This is a genomic window from Paracoccus aestuariivivens (genome assembly GCF_009711225.1).
Classification (GTDB): domain Bacteria; phylum Pseudomonadota; class Alphaproteobacteria; order Rhodobacterales; family Rhodobacteraceae; genus Paracoccus; species Paracoccus aestuariivivens.
Window position 1 is genome coordinate 34,308 of record NZ_WMIE01000022.1, and the last position, 24,282, is coordinate 58,589.

The 24,282-nt window shown below is 59.4% G+C and carries 23 protein-coding genes and 1 pseudogene; 14 read left to right on the forward strand and 10 right to left on the reverse strand.

Annotation, left to right across the window (positions count from 1 at the left end):
- Positions 1-22: 22 nt before the first annotated feature.
- Together GL286_RS19470 and GL286_RS19475 are read right to left on the reverse strand one after the other, a co-directional pair.
- Entirely contained in the window at positions 23-1,156 is a 1,134-nt protein-coding gene (locus GL286_RS19470) for a zinc-dependent alcohol dehydrogenase family protein (protein ID WP_155097240.1), read from the reverse strand.
- 35 nt (positions 1,157-1,191) lie between these two features.
- Positions 1,192-2,100: a LysR family transcriptional regulator gene (locus GL286_RS19475; RefSeq protein ID WP_155097241.1), complete on the reverse strand. Its 909-nt coding sequence runs from the start codon at positions 2,098-2,100 to the stop codon at positions 1,192-1,194.
- Between the two features lie 177 nt (positions 2,101-2,277).
- On the opposite strand from GL286_RS19475, the gene GL286_RS19480 reads away from it, so the two are divergent.
- From GL286_RS19480 to GL286_RS19505, 6 genes are read left to right on the forward strand one after another with little or no spacing between them, the layout of a single operon-like run.
- A complete protein-coding gene (locus GL286_RS19480) occupies positions 2,278-3,477 on the forward strand; it encodes an ABC transporter substrate-binding protein (RefSeq protein ID WP_155097242.1) in 1,200 nt (399 codons plus the stop codon).
- Positions 3,478-3,479: 2 nt separating this feature from the next.
- Complete coding sequence (locus GL286_RS19485; protein ID WP_155097243.1) at positions 3,480-4,259, forward strand: ABC transporter ATP-binding protein; 780 nt, start codon at positions 3,480-3,482, stop codon at positions 4,257-4,259.
- Entirely contained in the window at positions 4,256-4,960 is a 705-nt protein-coding gene (locus GL286_RS19490; RefSeq protein WP_155097244.1) for an ABC transporter ATP-binding protein, read from the forward strand. The genes GL286_RS19485 and GL286_RS19490 overlap by 4 nt, the downstream gene beginning before the upstream one ends.
- Before the next feature lies 1 nt (position 4,961).
- On the forward strand, positions 4,962-5,849 hold the full coding sequence (locus GL286_RS19495; RefSeq protein WP_155097245.1) for a branched-chain amino acid ABC transporter permease: 888 nt from the start codon (positions 4,962-4,964) through the stop codon (positions 5,847-5,849).
- 1 nt (position 5,850) lies between these two features.
- Positions 5,851-6,849 (forward strand): branched-chain amino acid ABC transporter permease, encoded by a 999-nt coding sequence (locus GL286_RS19500; protein WP_155097246.1) that lies wholly within the window; start codon positions 5,851-5,853, stop codon positions 6,847-6,849.
- A 24-nt stretch (positions 6,850-6,873) separates the two neighbouring features.
- Complete coding sequence (locus GL286_RS19505; protein WP_155097247.1) at positions 6,874-8,466, forward strand: GMC family oxidoreductase; 1,593 nt, start codon at positions 6,874-6,876, stop codon at positions 8,464-8,466.
- Positions 8,467-8,491: 25 nt separating this feature from the next.
- Here the strand turns inward: GL286_RS19505 and GL286_RS19510 are convergent, their stop codons facing one another.
- The gene (locus GL286_RS19510) at positions 8,492-9,181 is read right to left on the reverse strand and encodes a GntR family transcriptional regulator (RefSeq protein ID WP_155097248.1); all 690 of its coding nucleotides are present in this window, start codon (positions 9,179-9,181) and stop codon (positions 8,492-8,494) included.
- Between the two features lie 117 nt (positions 9,182-9,298).
- On the opposite strand from GL286_RS19510, the gene dctP reads away from it, so the two are divergent.
- Genes dctP through GL286_RS19540 form a run of 6 tightly spaced genes read left to right on the forward strand, consistent with a single transcriptional unit; the run spans position 9,299 to position 16,016 of the window.
- Positions 9,299-10,285, forward strand: a complete 987-nt coding sequence (gene dctP / locus GL286_RS19515) for a TRAP transporter substrate-binding protein DctP (protein ID WP_155097249.1) — start codon at positions 9,299-9,301, stop codon at positions 10,283-10,285.
- Positions 10,286-10,336: 51 nt separating this feature from the next.
- Positions 10,337-10,885 carry a TRAP transporter small permease subunit gene (locus tag GL286_RS19520; protein ID WP_155097250.1) on the forward strand — a complete coding sequence of 183 codons (549 nt, stop codon included), beginning with the start codon at positions 10,337-10,339 and terminating at the stop codon, positions 10,883-10,885.
- Positions 10,886-12,199 carry a TRAP transporter large permease gene (locus GL286_RS19525; protein ID WP_155097251.1) on the forward strand — a complete coding sequence of 438 codons (1,314 nt, stop codon included), beginning with the start codon at positions 10,886-10,888 and terminating at the stop codon, positions 12,197-12,199.
- A 13-nt stretch (positions 12,200-12,212) separates the two neighbouring features.
- Positions 12,213-13,499, forward strand: a complete 1,287-nt coding sequence (locus GL286_RS19530) for a malonyl-CoA decarboxylase domain-containing protein (protein WP_155097252.1) — start codon at positions 12,213-12,215, stop codon at positions 13,497-13,499.
- Positions 13,496-15,013 carry a malonate--CoA ligase gene (locus GL286_RS19535; RefSeq protein ID WP_155097253.1) on the forward strand — a complete coding sequence of 506 codons (1,518 nt, stop codon included), beginning with the start codon at positions 13,496-13,498 and terminating at the stop codon, positions 15,011-15,013. Before GL286_RS19530 ends, GL286_RS19535 begins: the two co-directional genes overlap by 4 nt.
- A gap of 22 nt (positions 15,014-15,035) precedes the next feature.
- Positions 15,036-16,016: a quinone oxidoreductase family protein gene (locus tag GL286_RS19540; RefSeq protein WP_155097254.1), complete on the forward strand. Its 981-nt coding sequence runs from the start codon at positions 15,036-15,038 to the stop codon at positions 16,014-16,016.
- Between the two features lie 77 nt (positions 16,017-16,093).
- On the opposite strand, the gene GL286_RS19545 is transcribed toward GL286_RS19540, so the two are convergent.
- The 6 genes from GL286_RS19545 to repA all read right to left on the reverse strand — a co-directional run bounded on the left by GL286_RS19545 (position 16,094) and on the right by repA (position 21,909).
- Positions 16,094-16,819, reverse strand: a complete 726-nt coding sequence (locus GL286_RS19545) for an NAD(P)H-binding protein (RefSeq protein WP_211596432.1) — start codon at positions 16,817-16,819, stop codon at positions 16,094-16,096.
- 17 nt (positions 16,820-16,836) lie between these two features.
- Complete coding sequence (locus GL286_RS19550) at positions 16,837-17,322, reverse strand: cupin domain-containing protein (protein ID WP_343038941.1); 486 nt, start codon at positions 17,320-17,322, stop codon at positions 16,837-16,839.
- Positions 17,323-17,703: 381 nt separating this feature from the next.
- Entirely contained in the window at positions 17,704-18,327 is a 624-nt protein-coding gene (locus tag GL286_RS19555) for an SOS response-associated peptidase (RefSeq protein ID WP_155097255.1), read from the reverse strand.
- Positions 18,328-18,438: 111 nt separating this feature from the next.
- On the reverse strand, positions 18,439-19,515 hold the full coding sequence (gene repC / locus GL286_RS19560) for a plasmid replication protein RepC (protein WP_155097256.1): 1,077 nt from the start codon (positions 19,513-19,515) through the stop codon (positions 18,439-18,441).
- Positions 19,516-19,738: 223 nt separating this feature from the next.
- On the reverse strand, positions 19,739-20,707 hold the full coding sequence (gene repB, locus GL286_RS19565; protein ID WP_155097257.1) for a plasmid partitioning protein RepB: 969 nt from the start codon (positions 20,705-20,707) through the stop codon (positions 19,739-19,741).
- The gene (gene repA, locus GL286_RS19570) at positions 20,707-21,909 is read right to left on the reverse strand and encodes a plasmid partitioning protein RepA (protein WP_170295309.1); all 1,203 of its coding nucleotides are present in this window, start codon (positions 21,907-21,909) and stop codon (positions 20,707-20,709) included. Before repA ends, repB begins: the two co-directional genes overlap by 1 nt.
- Before the next feature lie 414 nt (positions 21,910-22,323).
- Here repA and GL286_RS19575 point away from each other — a divergent pair, with 414 nt between their 5' ends.
- Complete coding sequence (locus GL286_RS19575) at positions 22,324-22,569, forward strand: type II toxin-antitoxin system VapB family antitoxin (protein ID WP_170295310.1); 246 nt, start codon at positions 22,324-22,326, stop codon at positions 22,567-22,569.
- Positions 22,569-22,994 (forward strand): type II toxin-antitoxin system VapC family toxin, encoded by a 426-nt coding sequence (locus tag GL286_RS19580; protein ID WP_155097260.1) that lies wholly within the window; start codon positions 22,569-22,571, stop codon positions 22,992-22,994. Before GL286_RS19575 ends, GL286_RS19580 begins: the two co-directional genes overlap by 1 nt.
- Positions 22,995-23,672: 678 nt before the next feature.
- On the opposite strand, the pseudogene GL286_RS22675 reads toward GL286_RS19580, so the two are convergent.
- A pseudogene (locus GL286_RS22675) lies at positions 23,673-24,110 on the reverse strand (integrase core domain-containing protein); the annotation flags it as partial.
- Positions 24,111-24,282 lie beyond the last annotated feature (172 nt).

A 24,282-nucleotide genomic window follows, 5' to 3' on the forward strand; every position in this document is an offset into this window, starting at 1 on the left:
TCGGTCCTAGTTCTAGGACAGTTCAATTTGTCGGAAACTCGATCACCTGCCTGACGGCTTCGCCGCGATGAAGGCGATCGAACCCTTCGTTGATCTCGTCAAGGCGGATCCGGTGTGTCATCAGCTTTTCGACAGGCAGTTTCCCGCGTTCGAAAAGTCCGAGAAAGCGCGGGATGTCACGGGCCGGAACGCCTGATCCCAAGTAACTTCCGCGCAGAGAACGTTCTTCCGCGACCAGCGTCAGCGGCGAGATGTTCAGCACCGCATTCGGGTTCGTGAGACCTGCAGAGATGGTCGTGCCTCCGCGACGGGTCAAAGCGAAGGCCGATTCCAGTGCGCGAGCCGACCCAGCAAACTCCAGTGCGGCATCGACACCGCCTTGCGTGGCCTCGCGGACCTTTTCGGTCAGGTTGGCGTCCGTCGCATCGAAGCAATGCGTCGCGCCTAGCTGCTGCGCCAAGGCCAGTTTGGCGGGGATCGGGTCTATGGCAACGATAGTCTCGGCCCCGGCAGCAACCGCACCCAGAATGGCGGCCAAACCTACCCCGCCAAGGCCAACGACCGCGGTGCGACCACCCGGCTGGACGGCACCCATGTTGAAGACCGCGCCCGCGCCAGTCAGGACCGCACAACCCATCAGCGCGGCGATATGGAGCGGCACATCCGGATTGATCCGCACCAGACTGCGGCGGGAAATCACCGCATGGGTCGCGAAGCTCGCCACGCCGGTCATGTGATGCACAGGCTGCCCGTCGCGTGAAAGGCGCGTACCACCGGCCAGCATCTCGCCCCGACCATTCGCGGCGGCACCCGGCTCGCACAAGGCGGGGCGGCCCGATTGACAGGGGGCACAATGTCCACACGACGGGACAAAGACAAAGACCACATGGTCCCCCGGGGATAGATCGGAGACACCCTCGCCCACCGCCTCGACAATGCCCGCGCCTTCATGGCCAAGGACCATAGGTACAGGGCGGGGCCGGTCGCCATTGATCACCGAAAGATCCGAATGGCACAGACCGGCGGCCGCGACGCGAACAAGAACCTCGCCGTAACGCGGAGGAGAAAGATCCAGTTCGCCAACGGTCAGCGGTCGGGTCTGGGCATAGGGGCCTGATCTTCCGATTTCTTCAAGAACGGCGGCGGTGATTTTCATCTGTCCCTCATGGCAAACGGGGCGTTGTCGGTGGATTAGGATTGGTTTTCGGGCAGCATAAGATCCTTGGCGCGTTCGGCCAGACTCTCGGCAAGAAACTCGATCACCGCGCCGGCCCATCGCATGATCCGCACATCGCGGTGGCAGGTCAGCCAATAGGTTCGGGTCAAGCGCACCTGCTTGGGCAGGACGATCTCAAGCCCCGCATATTTCGCGGCGATGAAATGCGGCAGGACGCCGATTCCCACGCCATTGCGCACCGCAGCCAGTTGATTGAAAACGCTTGAGCTTTTTACTGTCGCCCGCAGCGAGGGATGGACCTCGCCCAGATAGTCCAGACCGGGGGCAAAGATCATTTCCTCGATATAACCGATGACGCGATGGCGCAGCAGATCGGCGGGGGCCTGAATCGCAGGCATCGAACGCAGATAATCGGGTGTGGCGTAAAGATGCAGCGTATAATCAGCCAATGGCTGCGAGCGATACGGGCCGCTTGTCACCGGATCCAGCGTGACCCAGATATCCGCCTCGCGCCGCGACAGCGAAAGCACCTGAGGCATGGTGATGATCTCGGGCGAAAGCTGCGGAAAGCGCGCAAGGAATTCCGGCAGAAGCTGGGTCGAGAACAGGCTGGCAAACCCCTCGGGCATGGCCAGCCGCAGCGAACGGGCCTGACCAGAGCTTGCACTGCGATCCACCGGCAATTGCCGCGCGGCTTCCTCCATACGCTCGGCGGTCTCGATCAGGCGCTGGCTTGCCGGTGTGGGTTCGTAACCGTGCGGATTGCGTTCGAACAGGCGGGTGTTCAACGCCTGCTCGAGCCGGTCGATACGCCGCGAGACGGTGACATGCGACGTCCCAAGCACGCGCGCCGCCCGCGAAAGTTGCTTCTCGCGGATCACGGCCAGAAAGAATTGCAGATCGTCCCAGATCAGATATGACATGTGTTCATAAATGTACAGCTCATGTAAGAAAATTATCCTTCCTGAACGCTTGTGTCAAAGCGGCTTTGCTTGCATCGTTGATGACAAGAGGCGCTAGGGAGAAGGGCCTCTGATCAAAATGCCTCGGGCCGGAAGGCAATGCGCCGACCGAACAAGGGGCGTCCTTGGGAGGGGAAAATGCGACACTTTCTGCTGACCACCGCTGCGGTGGGTCTTGCTGCCACGCCTGCCTTGGCCGATCTGTCGGACGGCAAGGTCAAGATCGGCATCCTGAACGACCAGTCGGGCGTCTATGCCGATTTCGGCGGGAAATACTCCTATGAGGCCGCGAAAATGGCGGTCGAAGATTTCGGTGGCAAAGTGTTTGATGCCCCGATCGAGGTCGTCACCGCCGACCACCAGAACAAGGCCGACATCGCCTCGAATATCGCGCGGCAATGGTATGACACCGATCAGGTGGACAGCATCATGGAGCTGACCTCGTCTTCGGTCGGGCTGGCGGTACAGGCGCTTTCCAAGGAAAAGAAAAAGATCACCATCAATACCGGCGCGGCCACGACCGAGCTGACCGGCGCGCAATGCTCGCCCTATGGTTTCCATTGGGCCTATGACACCCATGCGCTGGCCGTCGGAACCGGCGGGGCGCTGGTCAAGGAAGGCGGGGATAGCTGGTTCTTCCTGACCGCCGATTATGCCTTTGGTTATTCGCTCGAGGAAAACACCAGCAACTTCGTGAAGTCGCAGGGCGGCTCGGTGACGGGCGCGGTGCGTCATCCGCTGGCATCTACGGATTTCTCGTCCTTCCTGCTGCAGGCGCAAAGCTCGGGTGCCAAGGTCATCGGCCTTGCCAACGCAGGCATGGATACGCAGAACACCATCAAACAGGCAGCGGAATTCGGGATTACCCAAGGCGGTCAGAAACTCGCCGCGCTGCTGTTCACCTTGGCCGAGGTGCACGGGCTTGGCCTTGAGGCTGCGCAGGGCCTGAACCTGACCGAGAGCTTCTATTGGAACCGCACCCCCGAGACCGCCGAATTCGGCAAGCGTTTCAAGGAACGCACCGGAGCCATGCCGAACATGGTCCATGCCGGAACCTATTCGGCGGTGACGCAGTACCTCAAGGCAATTCAGGCAGCGGGCTCGGACGATCCGGACGCGGTCTCGGCCAAGCTCCACGAACTGCCGGTGAATGACGTCTTTGCCCAGAACGGCAAGGTCGCGGCCAATGGCCGGATGATCTCGGATGTGTATCTGATGGAGGTCAAGAAACCCTCCGAAGTCACCGAAGATTGGGATTACTATAAGGTTTTGGCCACCATCCCCGGCGATCAGGCCTATATCGACCCCGCGAAAAGCGGCTGCCCGCTGGTCAAGTAAAGATGACTGCGATTTCTGCCGCGACGCAGGACCAGCCGCGGGTGGTGCTTTCCGCCCGCGGCCTCGGTAAGGATTTTGGCGGCTTCACTGCCGTCAACAATGTCGATCTAGACGTCGAACATGCACGCATTCACGCGCTGATCGGGCCGAACGGAGCGGGAAAGACGACCGTCTTCAACCTGCTGACCAAGTTCCTGCAACCGACGCGGGGTAAGATAACGCTGCAAGGGACCGACATTACCCGCACGCCGCCCGACAAGGTGGCACGGATGGGGCTGGTGCGGTCGTTCCAGATCTCGGCGGTGTTTCCGCATCTGACGGTGCGCGAGAACGTCAAGGTCGCGCTGCAGCGCCCGAATGGCCTTGCGACCCAGTTCTGGCTGCCGCTTTCGGCGCTGGATCGGTTGGATGCCCGCGCCAATGAACTGATCGATGGCTTGGGTCTGGCCCCGTACCGCGATCACCGCGCCGCCGATCTGTCATATGGTCGCAAGCGCGTGCTGGAGATCGCGACCACCTTGGCCCTCGACCCCGAGGTTCTTCTGCTTGACGAGCCGATGGCCGGAATGGGGCAGGAAGATGTGCAGATGGTCGCCCGCATCATCCGCGACGTCGCCACCGAGCGCGCCGTGCTGATGGTCGAGCATAACCTGAACGTCGTCGCCGATATCTGCGATCATGTCACCGTGCTGCAAAGGGGCGAGATCATCGCCCAAGGGGATTACGCGACCGTCTCGTCCGATCCCCGCGTCCGCACCGCCTATATGGGGACCGACGCATGAATGCGCCGCTTCTGAACGTATCCGGCCTGCAGGCGTGGTATGGTGAAAGCCATGTTCTGCATGGCGTGGACCTGCATGTCTCCGAAGGCGAGATGATCTGCATCCTTGGCCGCAATGGCATGGGTAAAACCACAACCCTGCGCACGATCATGGGCATCCTGCGCAAGCGCAGCGGCCGGATCAACTTCGCCGGTCAGGACATGATATCGGTGCCTTTGCACCGCACTGCCCGCGCCGGTCTGGGCTTCATCCCCGAGGAACGCGGCATCTTCGCCACCCTCTCGGTCGAGGAAAACCTGATGCTGCCCCCCAAAGTGGCCGAGGGTGGCATGTCGGTCGAGGAAATCTACGATCTTTTCCCCAACCTCAAGGAACGCCGCACGAGCCCCGGCACCAAACTGTCGGGCGGCGAGCAGCAGATGCTGGCTTTGGCCCGTATCCTGAGAACCGGCGCACGTTGCCTGCTTCTGGATGAGCCGACCGAGGGGCTTGCCCCCGTCATTATCCAAGCCATCGGCGAGGTGCTGGTCAAACTGAAACAGCGCGGCATGACCGTGGTACTGGTCGAGCAGAATTTCCGCTTCGCCGCCAAGGTCGCCGACCGCTTCTACCTGATGGATCACGGACGCATGATTGCCGATTTTCCGGTCGCGGACCTGCCGCAGCAGATGGACATGCTGCATCGGGAATTGGGGGTCTGACATGACAATGATCTTTGGCATCCCTTTGCAGGCGCTGATGGGCCAGTTGCTGGTGGGGCTGATCAACGGCTCGTTCTATGCGCTGCTGTCGCTGGGGCTGGCCGTGATTTTCGGCCTGCTGCGCGTCATCAACTTCGCCCATGGCGCGCAATATATGCTGGGGGCCTTCGTCGCCCTGCTGCTGCTAACGGTGGGCGGGATCAACTACTGGTTCGCGCTGATACTAGCGCCGCTGATCGTCGGGCTTTTTGCCGCCGCGATCGAGCGTTCGATGCTGTCGCGGCTTTACAAGCTGGACCCACTCTACGGGCTTTTGTTCACCTTTGGCCTCGCGCTGGCGATCGAAGGGACATTTCGTTATTTCTACGGCGCGTCGGGCAAGCCCTATGCTGCGCCGCCGCAACTGTCCGGCGCGGTCAATCTGGGCTTCATGTTCCTGCCGATCTATCGCGGCTGGGTGGTCGTGGCTTCGCTGGCGGTCTGCATCGCCGTGTGGCTGCTGATCGAGAAAACCAAGCTCGGTGCCTATTTGCGCGCCGCCACCGAAAATCCGGTTCTGGTGCAGGCTTTCGGCGTCAACGTGCCTTTGCTGCTGACACTGACCTATGCGCTGGGGGCCGGGCTTGCCGCCTTTGCGGGCGTACTCGCCGCGCCGATCTATCAGGTCAGCCCGCTGATGGGCTCGAACCTGATCATCATCGTCTTCGCGGTAGTCGTCGTGGGCGGCATGGGCTCGATCCTTGGGGCCATCGTCACCGGCTATCTTCTGGGCGTGGTCGAGGGGCTGACCAAGGTCTTTTACCCCGAGGCGTCGAATATCGTCATCTTCGTCATCATGGCGATTGTCCTGATCCTGCGGCCTGCGGGCCTTTTCGGAAAGGAGGCCTGACATGGCCGGAAAATCCGAACCCATCTCTGGCGAACATATCGCCATCCACCCCAAGGCAGGCCAGATCCAGCTTGCGCTGCTGGTCTTGGCATTGGCCGTGGCCGTGCTTGCGCCGCAGTTCCTGTATCCGATCTTCCTGATGAAGCTGTTGGCCTTCGCGCTGTTCGCCTCGGCCTTCAATCTGCTGCTGGGCTATACGGGGCTGCTAAGCTTCGGCCATGCGACGTTTTTCGGCGGGGCGGCCTATTTCACCGCCCATGCCGTCAAGATCTGGGGCTGGTCGCCCGAAGCGGGGCTGCTGCTTGGCGTCCTTGGCGCTGCCGCTTTGGGGCTGGTGATGGGGGCCATCGCCATTCGCCGTCAGGGCATCTATTTCGCCATGATCACGCTGGCTTTGTCGCAGATGTTTTTCTTTTTCTGCCTGCAGGCCAGCTTCACCCATGGCGAGGACGGCATCCAATCCGTGCCGCGCGGGCATCTGTTCGGCGTGATCGACCTGAATGACACGATGAACATGTATTACTTCGTGCTGGCGGTCTTTGTTCTTGGACTGGTCGTGATCTGGCGCTTCGTCAATTCGCCCTTCGGCATGATCCTGAAATCGATCCGCGAGAACGAACAGCGTGCTGTCTCGCTGGGCTATTCCGTGGCGCGCTACAAGCTGGGGGCCTTCGTCATGTCGGCGGCTCTGGCAGGTCTGGCGGGCGGGCTCAAGGCGCTGATCTTCCAATTCGCGACCCTGACCGATGTGGCATGGCAGATGTCGGGCGAGGTCATCCTGATGACGCTACTGGGCGGGATCGGAACGCTGGCCGGTCCGATCTTCGGCGCAGGTCTGGTGGTGACCTTGCAGAACTATCTCGCGACCTCGGATTTCCCGGTCACGATCATCACCGGCATCGTCTTTATGGTCTGCGTGCTGCTGTTCCGACGTGGACTGGTCGGAGAGTTCTTTGCCTCGAAACTGGGGCGCAGGCTGGGTTTCCGCGCGCAGTCCTGAACTGCGCGCGACACGGAGTAAATCATGGAAAGCTACGATTTCATCGTCATTGGCGCGGGCAGCGCCGGATGCGTGCTGGCCAATCGCCTGAGCGCCAATCCCAAGAACCGCGTGCTGCTGCTGGAAGCAGGCGGGCGCGACAATTACCACTGGGTCCATATCCCGGTCGGCTATCTTTACTGCATCGGCAATCCACGCACCGATTGGGGGTTTAAGACCGAGGCCGAAGCAGGGCTGAACGGCCGTTCGCTGCTTTACCCTCGGGGCCGGATCTTGGGCGGCTGCTCGTCGATCAACGGCATGATCTATATGCGCGGGCAGGCGGCGGATTATGACCATTGGCGGCAGATGGGCTGCACCGGCTGGGGCTGGGACGACGTGCTGCCGCTGTTCCGCGCGCAAGAGGACCATTATCGCGGCGCGGACGAGGCGCATGGCGCAGGCGGCGAATTGCGGGTCGAAACCGCCCGCGTGCGTTGGGCGGTTCTCGATGCCTTTCTGGAGGCCGCCGAGCAGGCAGGCATCCCCCGCACCACCGATTTCAACCGCGGTAACAATGAGGGCGGCGGCTATTTCGACGTGACCCAACGCAAGGGTTGGCGCTGGAGTGCGGCCAAGGCCTTTCTGCATCCGGTCATGTCCCGTCCGAACCTGCGGGTGTTGACCGGTGCCGAGGTTGAGCGTCTGGTCATCGAGACCGGCGAAGTTCGCGGTGTGATCTATCACCACAAGGGCCAGCGGATCGAAGTGCGGGCCGCGCGCGAGACCATTCTGGCCGCAGGGGCCATCGGCTCGGTCCAGATCCTAGAACATTCCGGCATCGGGCGCGGCGAGGTGCTGCAGGCTACGGGGATCTCGCCGCTGGTCGATGTCCCCGCGATTGGCGAAAACCTGCAGGACCACCTGCAATTGCGTCTGGTCTATAAGGTAAAAGGCGTGCCGACGCTGAACGAAAAAGCCTCGCGCCTGATGGGCAAGGCGTCGATTGGTCTGGAATATCTGCTGAAACGTTCGGGTCCGATGTCGATGGCGCCCAGCCAGCTTGGCATCTTCACGCGCTCGGGGCCGGAAAAAGAAACGCCCGATCTGGAGTTTCACGTCCAGCCTGTCAGTCTCGACAAATTCGGCGAACCGGTTCATGCCTTCCCCGCCATGACCGCGAGTGTTTGCAACCTGCGTCCCGAAAGCCGTGGCTCGGTGCATGTGAGCGGATCTGATTTCCGCGCCCATCCCGCGATCCGCCCGAACTATCTTTCGACCGCTGCGGACCGGCAAGTGGCGGCACGGGCGATCCGGTTGACTCGCAAGATCGCCGCACAACCCGCCTTCAACCGCTTCGATCCAGAAGAGCATTTGCCCGGCATCGCCTTCCAGACCGAGGACGATCTGGTCAAGGCCGCAGGTGCGGTCGGCACGACAATCTTTCATCCGGTCGGCACCTGCCGGATGGGCGCGGATGAGTCGTCGGTCGTCGATCCGCAGTTACGGATGCGCGCGCTTGGTCGCCTTCGGATCGCGGATGCATCGGTTATGCCAAGGATCACCAGCGGCAACACGAATGCCCCGACGATGATGATCGCAGAGAAGGCGGCAAGGATGATCTTGGCCGAAACGTAAACCGGACCGTCGGCCGAAACAGGCCCTACATGGCCCCCGTCCGCTTGCCGCCGGTCGTCGCGCGGTAGCCTGCCGCCAGATCTGCGAAGCCGTCGCCTTGGACGGCGATATGCCGCCGCAACTCGGCCGAGACGGCGGCATCATCACCCGCGACGATTGCGTCGAAAATCCTGCCATGCTCGGCAAGGGATGCCTGAATTCGTCCTCGAACCCGCAGTTGAAGGCGGCGGAATGGCTTCAGGCGGCGGTGCAGGCGTTCGGCCTCTCCGGCAAGGAAACGGTTGCCCGAGGCGCGATAGATCGCGGCATGAAACTCGTGGTTCGCCCGATAATAGGCTTCGATATCGTTCTCGGCGGCGGCCTTCTCGCAGTCGCGCAGGGCCACTTGCATTGCGATACGATCTGACGGCCCCATCCGCCGCGCGGCATAGCGCCCGCATAGCGCCTCGATCTCGGCCATGACGTCGAACATCTCGACCACGTCTTCGAGAGAGGGGAAGCGGACAAACGTCCCGCGACGCGCCCGAAGCTCGACCAAGCCGGAACCCGCCAGCGCCTGAAACGCCTCGCGAAGCGGGGTACGGGAGACGCCGAAATGTTTCGACAGGCTCACCTCGTCCAGTCGCTCGCCATCGGCAAAGCGACCCTCGACGATCATTTCCTCAAGCGCCTCGCGGATCCGGTCAGTACGGCGATGGTCCGGTATCTCTTGCATCTGGGCACCTGCATTCACAATCAAAATTCTTGCATACAATAATGTTGACTGGAAATGCAGATCGCCGCAAGCTGCATTCATCGTGAAAAAGGCGATACCTTTGGGAGGAGGTTTCCGATGAAAATTGCAAAGGTTGCGGTGCTTGCCGCGATCCCGATGGCGATTGGCCTGTCGACCGCCAATGCCGAGGAACTGCGGCTGTCGCATCAGTTCGCGCCCGGAGACCTGCGCCATAAGGTGGCCCAGATGGTCGCCGATGACGTCGCGGCGGCGAATGTCGATCTGACGATCAAGATCTTCCCGTCGGGCTCGCTGTTCAAGGCGACCGAACAATATCAACCGCTGAGCCGGGGGCAGCTCGACATGACGGTGCTGCCGCTGTCCTATGCGGGCGGTCAGCGACCGGAATATAACCTGACCCTGATGCCCGGCCTGATCAAAAGCCATGAGCATGCCGCGCGCGTGAACGCCTCGCCCTTTATGGGAGAGATCGAGCGCATCCTGAACGAAGATGACGTGATGACCTTGGTCAAAGGTTATCTGGCGGGCGGCTTCGCCAGTGTCGATGGCTGCATCACCAAGCCCGAGGATGTGAAGGGTAAGACCGTCCGCGCCGCTGGCAAAGGCTTCGAGGAGATGTTGCAGGCGGCGGGCGCCTCGATCGCCTCGATGCCCTCGTCCGAGACCTATAACGCCATGCAACAGCATGTGCTGCAGGCGCTGAATACCTCGTCCTCGTCCTTCGTCTCGTTCCGGTTGCAGGAACTGGCGAAATGCTACACGCCCGCCGCCGATGTCGCGCTGTGGTTCATGTATCAGCCGCTTCTGGTCAACAAGACCACCTTCGACAAGCTGAAACCTGAACAGCAGGAAGCCCTGCGCGCCGCTTCGGCCAAGGCCGAGGCCTATTACCTCGAAGAGGCAAAGAAAGAGGATGCGGCCTCGGTCGAGGCATTCAAGGCAGCGGGTGTCGAGATTGCCCAGATGACACAGGCGGATTTCGACGCGTGGAAAAAGCTGGCCGAGGAATCCTCGTACAAGCAATTCGTCAAGGACGTGCCGGACGGGCAGAAGCTGCTCGATATGGCCCTGTCAGTCGAGTGAGTGCCAGCGGGCATCGCAAGGTGCCCGCATCCCTGCAATCGGAGTAAACTTATGTCCGCACCCATTGCGGTTGCACCGGTGATCAAGGGCGAGAACGCCTTTGTGCGCGCCGTCGAAGCCTTGACGACCTTTTTCGGTTGGATCGCTGCCGCCCTGACCGTCGTCGCGCTGATCGTCACCTGCCAGATGATCTTTGTCCGCTCGTTTCTTGGCCAATCCACGATCTGGCAGACCGAGGCCGTCATCTATCTTATGATCGCCGCGACAACCCTGGGTCTGGGCTATGTCCAGCAGATGCGCGGGCATGTGAATGTCGACCTGATCCCGATGGCGCTGGGACCCCGTGCGCGACGGGTGCTGGCCTATGCGGTCCTGCTGGCGACGATCGGGGTGAGTTCGCTGATCGCATTCTATTCGTGGGACCTGTGGCATCAGGCCTTCGAGCGGAACTGGAAATCCTCGACGGTCTGGGCGCCGCCGCTTTGGGTGCCCTATCTGGCCATGCCTTTGGGCTTCGGGCTGTTCCTGCTGCAACTCGTCGCCGATCTGGTGAAGCTCGCGACCGGCACCGAGCCGCCCTTCGGCATCAAGGAGGTCTGAATGGACCCGCTTACGCTTGGCCTTCTGGTCGCAGTCACCACCATCGTCGTCCTGTTCTCGGGCATCTCGGTCGCGGTCGGGCTGCTGCTCGTCGCCGCAAGTTTCCTGCTGATCTTCGACGGCACGCGCTCGCTGGAGATGATCCCCGAGATCTTCTTTGCCGATCTGAACAGCTTTACCATCCTGTCGATCCCGATGTTCATCATCATGGGCGCGGCAGTGGCCTCGACCCGCGCCGGGGCCGATCTTTTCGAGGCGCTGGAACGCTGGCTGACCCGTGTGCCGGGCGGGCTCGTCGTCTCGAACCTTGGAGCCTGCGCGCTGTTCGCGGCGCTTTCGGGGTCATCGCCGGCGACCTGCGCCGCCATCGGCAAGATGGGCATCCCCGAAATGCAAAAGCGCGGCTATCCCGACGGCGTTGCCGCGGGGGCAATCGCGGCGGGCGGGACGCTGGGCATCCTGATCCCGCCCTCGGTCACGATGATCGTCTATGGTATCGCGACCGAAACCTCGATCGGGCGGCTGTTTCTGGCGGGGATCATCCCGGGCCTGATGCTGACCGCGCTGTTCATGGGCTGGGCGATCTTCGCGACATGGCGGTCCGGCAACACGGCAGTGCTGTCGCCGCGCAGCTATTCCCTGCGCGAACGGTTCGAGATTATGCCCCGCATCCTGCCCTTTCTGCTGGTCATCGTGGGGGTGCTCTACTCGATGTATGGCGGCATCGCCACGACCTCGGAAACCGCGGCGGTCGGCGCGGTACTTTGCCTGCTCATGGCGATCACCATCTATCGTCTGTGGAACCCGCGCGCGATCTGGGGCGTCTTGCGCGACAGTACCCGCGAAAGCGTGATGATCCTGTTCATCATGGCGGCGGCGGGGGTCTTCGCCTATATGATGTCATCGCTGTTCATTACCCAATCCATCGCGCAATGGATCGCGGGGCTCGAGGTGAACCGATGGGTGCTGATGGCGCTGATCAATCTGTTCCTGCTGGTCGCGGGCTTCTTCCTGCCCCCGGTTGCCGTGATCCTGATGACCGCGCCGATCCTGATGCCGATCCTCGAGGCCGCGCAATTCGACCCCTATTGGTTCGCCGTCATCCTGACCATCAACATGGAGGTCGGGCTGATCACCCCTCCGGTCGGGCTGAACCTTTTCGTCATCAACTCGATCGCGCCTAATATCTCGCTGCGGACGATCCTGCTGGGCTCAGCCCCCTTCGTCGGCTGCATGTTCGCCGCAATCGTCATCCTGTGCCTGTTCCCAGGCCTTGCCACGTGGTTGCCGAACCTCGTGATGGGACCTATCTGACAAAGGAAAAAAGATGGCCCGCATCGCGTTCTTCTCGGATCTCATGTCCACCTTGTTCGAGCGGCGTCCCAGCGCGCCGGCCGGAGCCAGCCAGCGCCCCGTGACCGAGCTATGCGAGGCCCTGCTTTCCTCACAGGGCGAGGTTTCCGGCGTGCGTCTGGCGCGGGATATCCTGTCGCACTACCGCGCCATGCCCGCCGAGAATCGCCGCGCCTTTTTCGACTATCTCGCGCAATCGCTCGACCTCGACCCAAATGCCGTGATCGAGGCCGCCAAGCGTTACGGCGAAACTCATGCCCCCGGCGATCTTGCCCGCCTCTCGCGTGAGGCCGAGCCGCGCCGCCAAGAACTGTTCCGCCGGTTGAACCAAGCCCCCGGCGCAACCGAGACGCTGGTGCGCATGCGCCTCGACCTGCTGCGCCTGCTGCCCGAAGCCCCGGGACTGGGCGTGATCGACACCGATTTCCAGCATCTTTTCGCCAGTTGGTTCAATCGCGGCTTCCTTGTCCTGCGCCATATCGATTGGCGCACGCCCGCAAACATCCTTGAAAAGATCATCGAATATGAGGCCGTTCACGCCATCAATGACTGGCATGACCTGCAACGCCGCTTGCGTCCCGAGGATCGCCGCTGCTTTGCCTTTTTCCACCCCGCCATGCCCGAAGAGCCGCTGATCTTCGTCGAGGTCGCGCTGTGCAAGGGCATTCCCGGCTCGGTGCAATCGCTTCTGGCCGAGGAACGCGAACTTGAAACCGGCTTCGACACCGCCGTGTTCTATTCGATTTCAAACTGCCAAGAGGGTCTGCGCGGCATTTCCTTCGGCAATTCGCTGATCAAACAGGTGGTCGAGGAAGTCAAACGCGACCTGCCGCAGATCACCTGCTTCGTCACGCTCTCTCCGATCCCCGGCCTTGCGCGCTGGCTCAAGGATCAGTCGAACCCCGAGGCTGCCACCCTGCTTGCCGCCAACGACCCCGCAGCCCTGCATCCCTTGGCCGAGGACCTGCGCCGCCTGACCGCCGAATATCTGCTGAACGCCAAACGTCCCGATGGCTTGCCCGCCGATCCGGTCGCACGCTTCCATCTGGGCAATGGCGCAATCCTGCATCAGGTCCATGCTTTGGCCGATGTCTCGGCCAATGGGCTGCGCCAAAGCCGGACGGCCATGGTCAATTACCTCTACGACCCCGAAAAGGTCGAACAGAACAACGAGAGCTTTGTTACCCGGCGCAAGGTGGCGGCCTCGAAACAGGTGCAAGCGCTGATCGTGCCGCGCAATACGACAGGAAGAAAAAAATGACCAATCCGCTTTTCGATGCCCTTGTTGCCCCGCTTGCCACGCGGCGCGATGCCGTGCTGTTCGACGCCAACGGCACCGGGGTTTCCGGCACTGCACTTTATGACAGGGCCATGCGGCTTGCGTCGGCGCTGAGCGGCTTGGGGCTGGTTCCGGGTGACCGTCTGGCGGTCCAGATCGAGAAATCCCCCGAGGCATTGGCGCTTTATCTTGGCGCGCTGGCGGCCGGTGTGGTCTTTCTGCCTTTGAACACGGCCTATACCCCCGACGAGGTCGATTATTTCGTCGGCAATTCCGGTGCGATGTTGCTGGTCGCGGACCCCGCCCGTGCCGAGGCTTTGGCGCAGGTTGCTGCGCGGCATGGCACACAACTTCGGACGATGGATGGTGCGGGCAAGGGCACCCTGCCGGATCTGGCCGATCAGGCCCATGCTTCCCTGCCGGTGGACCGCACCCCCGATGACCTTGCCGCGATTCTTTACACTTCTGGGACGACCGGACGGTCGAAAGGCGCGATGCTGAGCCAGTCGAACCTGCTTTCCAACGCTGAAGTGCTGGTGCGCGAATGGCGCTTCACCAAGGATGACGTGCTGCTGCACGCCCTGCCGATCTTCCATACGCATGGGCTTTTCGTCGCCACCAATGTCGTGCTGCTGTCGGGCGGGCGCATGATCTTCCTGCCCGGTTTCAAACTGGATCAGGTCATCGATCTGCTGCCCCGTGCGACGACGATGATGGGGGTTCCGACCTTTTACACCCGGCTTTTGGACGATTCCCGCTTTGACCGCGATCTGGTCGGGCACATGCGGCTGTTCACCTCTGGATCGGCTCCGCTTCTGGCCGAGACCCATCGCCAGTTCGAGGATCGCACCGGCCACCGCATCCTCGAACGCTATGGCATGACCGAAACCAACATGACCACCTCGAACCCCTATGGGGGCGAGCGCCGCGCTGGAACCGTGGGCTTCCCCCTGCCCGACATTGAACTGAAAATCACCGACCCCGCCAATGGTGCCACCCTGCCCGATGGGCAGCCCGGCATGATCGAGGTGCGCGGCCCGAACGTCTTTCAGGGCTATTGGCAGATGCCCGAAAAGACCCGCGAGGAATTGCGCGAGAACGGGTTCTTCATCACCGGCGATATCGGCGTCATCGACGCCGAGGGCTATGTCAGCATCGTCGGGCGGCAAAAGGATCTGATCATCACCGGCGGTTTCAACGTCTATCCCAAAGAGATCGAACTGATCCTAGACGAGCAGCCCGGCGTGTTGGAAAGCGCGGTGATCGGCGTGCCCCATCCCGATTTCGGCGAGGGGGTCGTGGCCGTCCTGATCCCGACCCCCGACAGCGCGCCTGATGTCGCGGCGATCAAGGCAACGCTTGCGCAAAGCCTCGCCAGGTTCAAGCAGCCCAAGCACATCGCCATTCTGCCGGAACTGCCGCGCAATACCATGGGCAAGGTGCAAAAGAACCTGCTCCGCAAGAAGCTTGAGGCGCTGTTCGTACCGCAGCACTGATCTCGGAAAAAGGAGCACAGCCATGCCTTTGCGCAAATCCGTTCTTATCGAAAACATGGGTGCGCCCGAAGTGATGCGGCTGGTTCAGGACGAGTTGCCGCCCCCCTGCCCCGGAGAAGTGTCCCTGCGCCAGACCGCGATCGGTTTCAACTTCATCGATATCTATCAGCGCAGCGGGTTCTACCCGATGCCGCTTCCAACTGGGCTTGGGTTTGAGGCCGCAGGCGTGGTCGAGGCCTTGGGCGAAGGCGTGACCGGTTTCTCCATCGGCGAGCGCGTCGCCTATATGAATTCCGCACCCGGGGCCTACGCCACGCATCGCAACCTGCCCGCCGAGAAACTGGTGCACCTGCCCGACGGCGTTTCGGACGAGGCCGCGGCCACGCTGTTCTTCAAGGGCATGACCGCGCAATACCTGCTGCATCGCACCTATCAAATCGCTGCGGGCGACCTGATCCTTGTCCATTCTGCCGCAGGGGGCGTGGGCCAGATCCTGACCCGCTGGGCCAGCGCGCTCGGGGCGCGGGTCGTCGGGACGACAGGATCACCGCAGAAGCGCGATGCTGCGCTTGCGGCGGGCTGTCAGGCGGTGATCGATCTGAATGATCCGGACTGGCCTGCTGCATTCCTGAGGGCAACCGGCGGCGAGAAGGCGCGAGTCGTTTATGACGCAATTGGCAAGGACACTCTGATCCAGTCCTTGGACTGTGCGGCGAAATTCGGGCTGGTGGTCAGCTATGGCGGAGCTTCGGGCAAGCCTCCGGCCATCGACCCTGAACTTCTGAACAAAAAAGGTTGCCTGTTCCTGACCCGTCCTTCGGTCTTTCCGCATAACAGCGAACCAGAAACCTTCCGCGCGAACGCCGCGATGCTTTTCGACGCCATCTCGCGGGGCGATGTTCGCGTCGATATCGGCGCGCGCTTTATGCTCGACGATATTGCCGAGGCGCATCGCGCCGCCGAAAACCGCAAGAACGCAGGAGCAATCCTGATCCTACCGTAAGGATATCCTTAGCAAACAAAGCGTTGCTCTGTCCTTTCGCAGACGCCGTCGCAGGATGAGCAGGCTTTGACGACCACTCAGGCCAAACTTGACGAATCCACGATATGGCGACCGGGTTTGCCGCTTGCGATCGCATCGACCAACGCTCGAGCGACGCGTTCCGGCCGGCTGATCCGCCAGCGAGTGGGCAGGATCGGCCCGAAAACGCCAAGCACGACTTTGCCCAGATCTTCGCTCAACCTGCGCTCGGATCTTGTTCCACCCAACAAGCCGGGGCGGACGAATGTCAGCGAGCTATAACCAATCTTCTCGAGGTCGTTCTCGATCTCGCCCTTGGTCCGCAGATAAAAGGATCGTGACGATGGATCGGCACCAAGCGATGATGTCAGCGCAAAGTGGGTAGCGCCGCTGTCATGTGCTCTTTTGGCGATTGCAAGATTCAGCCCATGGTCGATGGCCCGGAACGCCTCGGCCGAACCAGCGACCCGTTGCGTCGTCCCAAGCGTCGAAATCACACCATCCACGAAGAACCAATCGGCTTCGGCAGGCAGATCGTTGAGGTCGACGACGAGGTTAATGAGCTTCGGATGTTCCGGCAAAGGTCGGCGCGTCAGTGCAATGACCTTGGCAAACCGTGACTCGTTTAGCGCCAAGTCAAGGACATGCCTGCCGACGACGCCGGTGGCACCGATCAGCAAAACATGAAGGGGCTTTTCTCCCATTGGATACCTCTTTGACGATCGTTGCCAACCATATCTTGTGGCCGTCACGCTCGGTTCCTGATCGGATATCCATCCGTTCAAGGGTCCCAACGTGTCGTTCAGGTCTTCGGGGCGGAATGAATAGGATCGACCCAATAGATAGCCTCGGGAGGCTCAATCGGGTCGACGTCGGTGATATTGACAACAACCGCCTCGCTATCCGAACGCACAAGGACGCATTCCAGTACCTGCTTGGGATCGGCGTTGATTTCCTGATGTGGGACATAGGGCGGCACATAGATGAAATCGCCCGGCCCTGCCTCGGCCACAAATTCCAGACGCTCGCCCCAACGTAACCGGGCCTTGCCGCGCAGGACATAGATCACGCTTTCCAACGGGCCGTGATGATGGACGCCAGTCTTGGCATCAGGCTGGATCGCAACGGTTCCGGCCCAGATCTTTTGTGCGCCGACGCGGGCATGGTTGATCGCGGCCTGCCGGAACATCCCGGGCGTCTGGGCCGTGTTCGGGTCAAGCTGGTTGCCTTTGATTACCCTGATGCCGTCATTCTTCCAGCGCGGCTCATGGTCGTGATCGTGCGGCACCTCATGCTCCTCGGTTATTAGAAATCAAACCCTACGTTCCTGATCGTATCGGGATGCCATTCGGAAACATAGATTTTCCTTGCGTGGGCGGATCTGCCCGAGAGGTGCTGTGGCGGGGTTCATTAGTCTTTGCACGGATCGGCGGCCCATTGTCGCGAGTGGCCTATTCTTGTAGGGAGCCCCACGCACGGCGTCCTCGCGGCCGTCTTTGCCCCTAGTGCCGCAGGCTGAAGTGAAGTGCGGTTCGCCCCCTGCCCCGCATTTTCCGGTGCAAGTATCTGTTAGCGTACGTTTGCATCATTCACCGCGTCACTATTGCCCTGGATTGATGTTCTCTTTTCGTTCACATCCATTATATCTAGAACGTATCGAGAGCACCGTCTAAGCCTGCGCGGGTTCGATCAGTTCCGGACCGTCATCGGATATTGCAAAAGGATGCACCAGATGATGTCTGAGCGAAGCCCCTGCCCCAAGCGTTTGGTCATCGCTTCCGGCCAACCAGGCGTCGCGCTCTTCCGCATTTAGGATCACCGGCATACGAGCATGTAGATCGTTGACCGTTCCGTTTGCAGCGCGGGTTAGAATGGTACAGGTCAACAGATGCTGCCAGCGTGAGGCCAATCCTGCAAACCAGAGTGTGCCTTCGTTTCCGGCATTATGGATGAAATGCGGCTGTTTGTGACCAGACGCGCCACTCCATTCGTAATAGCCTCCAGCCGGGATAAGGCAGCGACCGAAACGCCAGACTGCGCGGAAGCTGGGTTTTTCGCGGGCATCCTCGATGCGCGCATTGAACGTTGTCGGTTTAAAATCCCCTAGATCGCCCTTGTGCCACGATGGTATCAGCCACCAGCGTGCCATCATTGGCAGAAGTGATTGTTTGGCTAGGATCAGCACATCTTCGGTCGGCTTGATATTGTATCGGCGTTGGAATGGGGTGATGTTTAGCTGCGATAGCTCGCTGTCGGTTCCCCGCAGGTCGGCGTCGATGAACCGGCCGCACATGAATGGCTCCTTGATCTAATTGAGACCTTCATTGGTTGTCCGCGGACAACCGTAATTCATTCTTACAAATTTGCATCTCTAACGCCATCCGAGTTGTCCGCGGACAACGATTCAGATGGATGAAGTGTCTAGCCGTAGAATTACCGACCAAGGTTCAAAACCGGATCGGCGCTGCCCGTTTGTCAGTGATCTGAAATAGGGGGCGAAACGCTTAATTCTTGGTGCGATGGAGGCCATGAGCCAAACTGTCAAAGCAGTCCGAATCGCCCCGTTTGATTGAATAGCTGCGTTGTAGGACGATGCGTCGATGCGCATCATTGGTGCCAGTCTATCTGCATGGGCTATGATGTCATCGATACTTTTGATTTCGTCTAATGCAAATTCAGCTGCTGCAGGGCATTTTGATAGCAGCGTGGGAATGCTGATGTTTTCATAGCATGTTTCAATGTCCTGCTCGATGGCTGAACTCTCTATCTTTATATCTTCTTTTTTAGACTTCTGATGGTGGCGGACATTTTGGCTGTCATTGCCGGCCGTTTCCTCAGCAAGGTGATGTTCTTGGACAGGTGTAGCGCGGTCAAATGCGAGTTGCTCAAGTTGATAAATCAACGAATCGAGATCGCCTATGGATAGCTTTCTACGCAATATGGATGGGATTTCAGCAGCTGTTTTGTTCTGCGGATCAATGTGAAGAACTCGTGAGGCTATCGCGCGAAGTTTGGTTCTAAGGAACGCCAGGTGTTCGTTTTCTTGGTCCTGTTGGTCGGCACGTTCGGTCAAATGTGTCAAAGCCCGAAAGAGCGGTGCAAGGTCGAAACCGAAGCGCATAATGCTGGCCGTGCTTGCGCTATGTTTCGAGTATCGTTTGCCGTTAGGGCTGTCGTGGCGTGCGATCAGACCTAAGGCTTCAAGCGTGGAAAAGTGGCGCCGCAATGTGCGCTCTGAAATTCCGTTGCGCCGGAATGCAAGTGTTTGGTTGGACGCAAAGACGATGTGATGGTTCCGCTTTGGCGGCAGGCAGGAGAGGAGGGTGTCCAGTGTCGCGATGACCGGCGACTTGAGACCGATGCTCATCGCGGCACGGCGAATGACATTCATGACAGATGCGCGATCGAAACATTGGTTGTCCGTGGACAACACTGCTTCGACCTGCGCTCCTATTGGGAGGCTGGCAGATACATGTTTCATGTCGTTTCACGACAGCCGCGAGAAGATTTGCCATAGGATCACCAATTAGTGGCCTAAAAAGACCAATAAGCATCCAACAACCGAATCGGTTGACTTGACTGGCGGGGAGAAACTGCTAGATCTGAGGTGCGAAGACAGATCGGGCTCTCCGAGGGTGACCTTGGGGGGCTCTTTCGTTTTTGGGCTGCTTATGTGCTCCTGTTGTTGACTGCTCGAAAACCGATTAATGGGCGCGCTTGTTTGCCAGCCACTCGTTGTAGAGATTGATGAGTGCCTTCTGCGCGTTCTTCTTAGCCCATTCCGCGAATTCAGGTTCGCTTGGGGAATTGATTCGAATGTTCACAGCCTTTGCGCTGGATTGCACCTCTCCGATTATCTTGCCTTCAGGGATTTTCACTGACAGGGTAGGAGGTGCGTTTCGTTCCTTGCTTTGGCCCGAGCCCGCAAACTCGTTCGCGACCAGTGAAAACCGCTCGTCCGAGGATTTTTGAGCACCGGAAGCCGTAATCCGGTCAAGCAGGGCAGGGACGTCAGATTCCTTGCCATCTACCGCGACTGCCAGATCTTCCCACCGGCGGCGTCCGATGCCATGTGCAGGCCCGATAAATTCGACGAGCGCGCGGGGAACCGAACGCGTCACCTTGTTCATCCGCGACAGCATTGCCTTGTCGATGGCCAAGGCGTCGAGAATGACGTCATTGGCGTAACCTGCAGTGCTTAATTCAGCGCAAAACAACGCTTTTTCGACGAAGCTGGGGTCTAGTCTTTGGTTGTTCTCCTGACCCTGGGCAACAATGGCCTCGCGATCATCTAAAGCGCGAACTAGCGCTTTGGCCGGTATTCCAAGCATTTTAAGCGCGCGAAGGCGGCGACGGCCGTAGACGATCTTGTAGCGGCCAGGGGCGCCGGGCGTGGATCGCACCATGATGGGCACCTGTTGCCCATTCTTGCGAATGCTTTCCGCGAGTTCGGCCACGTCCGCATCATTGAATTCGAGCCGATCTTTTGGGCCGTCGACGTCGATCAGATTAGGCGCAATATCCCGCACTGCGTTGCTGGAAAGATCACGTAGAGTGGTCTTCACGCCCGACATGGCTCCGGTATTTGGAAAAGAACGCCGTGGCTCAATGGTTTCCGGACTTGCTGCTTCCGCTGGCGGAGCAGGTGGCTGAAAGATATTGCGGCGAGCCATTACTCAGTCCTCCGTCCCCAAGCCTGCTGGATGACGGCCTCGAACTCGTCCGCGACGCCATTGACGCTTTCGAGAATGCGGTCGAGGGTCTTCTTCACAACCTGGTTGGGTTCCAGTTCATAGATTGTCTGCTGGGTCATCCCCGCGTCCGAGATTGCGGTCGATTTCAGCATCGGAGTCGTTAGAACCTGATCGAGCAGGATAGACCGCAGAAAACCTGCCATTTGCGATTGAGGCACGTCGGTCGGCTCGTATCTGGCAATAAGGAACTTGAGAAAGTTCCAATCGGTCGGACCTGTTACATCCTCCAGAGTCCGGATAGTTTCTCCAGCCATTTCAAGGAATTGCGCCATCGAGGCAACATCCAGCATGCTAGGAACGACGGTGATCAGCAAGCCTGTCGATGCCAACAACGCGGTCATCGTTGTGAAGCCGAGTTGCGGAGGGCAATCAATGATCACTAGATCATATTGATATTCGACTTCATCCAATGCGATGGAAAGCCGCTGAGTAAAGGGCGGATCTATCTTGTGCTGCAGTGCGTAGGCCGTCTCGGTTTCATATTCCGAGAGCAACAGACCGGCGGGTGCCAGATCGAGCTTGTGGAAATAAGTCTTCCGGATGACCTGACTTAGCGGAACAGGGTCCTGATATCTCAAGGCGTCATAGATAGTACCGCCCGAAGTAAACTCGATCTCGGGGCTGAATCCGAACATGGTGGTCAGGCTGGCTTGGGGATCCATATCGATCGCCAGCACACGATAGCCGCGCAGTGCGTATCGTTGTGCGAGATGAATGGCTGTCGTTGTTTTGCTGGAGCCGCCCTTGAAGTTGACGATGGAAATGACCTGCAACGGATCGCTCGGCCGGCGGCCCGGCAGATAGGCCTCGCCATTGCGACCCGTCTTCGCCATGACCTCGCGAATTGCGTCAATATCTTGCGCCGTATAAAGCCTGCGACCGCGGCTATCCGTCTCAACTTCGGGGAAATCGCCTTCCTGATGACGTGTCCGCAGGTTGGACATGCTGATACCGGTCAGTTCCGATACTTCTGCAGGATGGAATTTTCGCAGTGTTTTTCTGGTATCGGGATGAAAACTGGCCCGCATATGGTTGCTGAGCGCCTCTGATAGGCGTGCGGCATTGCCGCTGATTGCGCCAGCGACTGAACCGGGAAGTAAATTTGTGTTATGCACGACCACGATACCCTCGGTCTCTTGGTGGACCCTATCAGTTTTGTCGCCAGAATGCGCAAATACCGCACTCACGCGACGAAACAATCATTGGCACGCAAGTATCGACCGAGCAAGCATTTTCTTTTCCCTGTAACGTCAGACAGTTGGCGTGAGGGCAAATATTGACTCTGCAGTTCGGCTAGAAAATTGAAAAATATCGATAATATTCTGGATGTCGCGGTGGTCGGGTAAGAGTCGGCTGATCAGAAAGCCGCTTGCGGTTTTCTACGCAACTAATTGATTTTACTATATTCAATGACATTGTTCGCTGTGAACGAATGCGATTCGTTGGCAGGCGTATCTGATCACCTTAGTCTGCAAAGCATCACCTTGCGATCTTCCTGCACAAAGTATATATCCATCAAAAGGAAAGGATATACCATGCCGCTTTACACTAGGGCTCCTGATATCGACGTACTGGTCGCACGCTATCTTGCGTTGACCGGAACAAAGGACAAGACAGCGGCAGTCCGGGAGGTGTTCGTCGCGCAAATTGCTGCTCTTTCTGCCCGAGAGAGTTTGGCAACCAGGGTCGCGCGGATCCAACGACGGGCCGCTGTCTCCGGAGTTGTGGCTGATGGCCGCGACGATAAGGCATTCATGGATGGACTGTGGGGCGATGAATAATGTTCCTTGATGCCAGTGCCATCGTGGCGATTCTGAAAAATGAGCCAGAAGCACCTATTATGCTGAAAGCGATCGAAACTGCGCAATCCGAGCTTCGCATTTCGCCGGTCGTTCGTATCGAAGCGGTGCTTGCCTTGGCACGCACGAGAGTTCAGGCGCGGGGCAGGGGGCCTGCTCAGGAGGGGGATTTTCGCATTGCTGCGGATCTTGTAGATGATCTGATTGGGACGCTTGGTGCCTCCGAGATCGAAATCAACTCGGAGATAGGCATCGCTGCGACCCAAGCTCTAGCCAAATACGGCAAAGTCGTGGGCCATGCGGCGCAACTGAACATGGGCGACGCCTTTTCCTACGCATGTTCCAGGGCCCTCGATACCGCTTTGATCTATAAGGGCGACGATTTTGTCCATACAGACCTTGCATGAGTGCGGCTGACATTCTTGGAACCATCATCCTTGATAAAGGAGCTCCATTACCAGGATTGATTGCACGGTCTCAATAAGACTTAGTAATCCGCAATTATAAAAGTTAATGCGGCTATAAGCTAGAATATGTGGTCTTAAACCTAGAAGATAACGCATCTCGCGTTTCGGTCGAACGTAAGTAGGGCAGTTTTACGGGCCAGGCTGTTGTGCTTACCATTTTAGTCTGATTCAAACTCGTATGGGCCTGCCACCGGATGATATCTTTGAGACGCCGAGCACCGATGTCTTACTTTGGTTGGTGATGGATCTGTCGAGAAAGTTTCAATCACTCGAAGATCAGGTGAACCAACTTGGTGATCAACTCGAGGCGGCCGCGTTGGAACTTGCAGCACTTCAGGCCGAGAACCAGGGACTGCGTGACGAGATAGCACGGCTGAAGAACCCGCCACTGCGACGTCCGTTCAAGCCCACCGACCTTGCCCCGTGCTCCCGGACTGAGAGTAACTTACTCTCAGCGCTGGGGATCAAGAATGAGCAGCGGCCCGAGTCACCGTTTCACGGCGGATTTCAAGGAACGATCAGTCGCGCTTTTCGGAACTCGGTTTCACTCAGGCCAGAGTGTGGTCCGGGAATTTGGACCGGTTTGCCGCTCGGCTCAGCTTCAGCATGGGGTTCATGTCAGGCGGCGGCTTTCAGGTTCTGGTCGGAGGTATCATAGGCCTCGGCTTGGGTCAGCAACCCGTGTGATGAGTGCGGGCGTTTTCCGTTGTAATCGCTGATCCGGGCACCGATCCCCTTGCGGGCCTCCGAGCCGGCCTCGAAGGCGTTCAGGTAGACGCGTTCGTATTTGAGCGACCGCCACAGCCGTTCGATCATCCGGTTGTCGATCCGGCGCCCACGACCGTCCATGGAATTCGACAGCCGCCAGCCCAGCACCTTGCGGCTGTGCCGGTCCATGACGGCGACCAGATAGGGAAAACCCCGATCCGTCCGAGAGAGATGCCGGACGCTGATATCGGTACACCAGACCTGGTCGGGTCGGGCGATGGCCAGGTTACTGAGCAGATAGGGATAAACCTTGTGCTCCGGATGCTTCTTGCCGGTCTTCGGCTCCTGTTTTCCCGACGAACACGCATCAGCCTCATCAGCCGCCGGACGGATTAATGGGCGAAAGTTGGTGATGGTCTGAAGGGTGGCATATCAAGGCGGTGTTCAAGACGCCGTCAATTCTCAGCAGAGAAAGCATACGCCACATGTCATTGACTACCATCACGCAGCTGCCCGATCC

Coding starts and splice junctions, on each gene's coding strand:
- GL286_RS19470 (WP_155097240.1), bottom strand. CDS start 1,156: ATGAAAATCACCGCCGCCGTTCTTGAAGAAATCGGAAGATCAGGCCCC.
- GL286_RS19475 (WP_155097241.1), bottom strand. CDS start 2,100: ATGTCATATCTGATCTGGGACGATCTGCAATTCTTTCTGGCCGTGATC.
- GL286_RS19480 (WP_155097242.1), top strand. CDS start 2,278: ATGCGACACTTTCTGCTGACCACCGCTGCGGTGGGTCTTGCTGCCACG.
- GL286_RS19485 (WP_155097243.1), top strand. CDS start 3,480: ATGACTGCGATTTCTGCCGCGACGCAGGACCAGCCGCGGGTGGTGCTT.
- GL286_RS19490 (WP_155097244.1), top strand. CDS start 4,256: ATGAATGCGCCGCTTCTGAACGTATCCGGCCTGCAGGCGTGGTATGGT.
- GL286_RS19495 (WP_155097245.1), top strand. CDS start 4,962: ATGACAATGATCTTTGGCATCCCTTTGCAGGCGCTGATGGGCCAGTTG.
- GL286_RS19500 (WP_155097246.1), top strand. CDS start 5,851: ATGGCCGGAAAATCCGAACCCATCTCTGGCGAACATATCGCCATCCAC.
- GL286_RS19505 (WP_155097247.1), top strand. CDS start 6,874: ATGGAAAGCTACGATTTCATCGTCATTGGCGCGGGCAGCGCCGGATGC.
- GL286_RS19510 (WP_155097248.1), bottom strand. CDS start 9,181: ATGCAAGAGATACCGGACCATCGCCGTACTGACCGGATCCGCGAGGCG.
- dctP (WP_155097249.1), top strand. CDS start 9,299: ATGAAAATTGCAAAGGTTGCGGTGCTTGCCGCGATCCCGATGGCGATT.
- GL286_RS19520 (WP_155097250.1), top strand. CDS start 10,337: ATGTCCGCACCCATTGCGGTTGCACCGGTGATCAAGGGCGAGAACGCC.
- GL286_RS19525 (WP_155097251.1), top strand. CDS start 10,886: ATGGACCCGCTTACGCTTGGCCTTCTGGTCGCAGTCACCACCATCGTC.
- GL286_RS19530 (WP_155097252.1), top strand. CDS start 12,213: ATGGCCCGCATCGCGTTCTTCTCGGATCTCATGTCCACCTTGTTCGAG.
- GL286_RS19535 (WP_155097253.1), top strand. CDS start 13,496: ATGACCAATCCGCTTTTCGATGCCCTTGTTGCCCCGCTTGCCACGCGG.
- GL286_RS19540 (WP_155097254.1), top strand. CDS start 15,036: ATGCCTTTGCGCAAATCCGTTCTTATCGAAAACATGGGTGCGCCCGAA.
- GL286_RS19555 (WP_155097255.1), bottom strand. CDS start 18,327: ATGTGCGGCCGGTTCATCGACGCCGACCTGCGGGGAACCGACAGCGAG.
- repC (WP_155097256.1), bottom strand. CDS start 19,515: ATGAAACATGTATCTGCCAGCCTCCCAATAGGAGCGCAGGTCGAAGCA.
- repB (WP_155097257.1), bottom strand. CDS start 20,707: ATGGCTCGCCGCAATATCTTTCAGCCACCTGCTCCGCCAGCGGAAGCA.
- GL286_RS19575 (WP_170295310.1), top strand. CDS start 22,324: ATGCCGCTTTACACTAGGGCTCCTGATATCGACGTACTGGTCGCACGC.
- GL286_RS19580 (WP_155097260.1), top strand. CDS start 22,569: ATGTTCCTTGATGCCAGTGCCATCGTGGCGATTCTGAAAAATGAGCCA.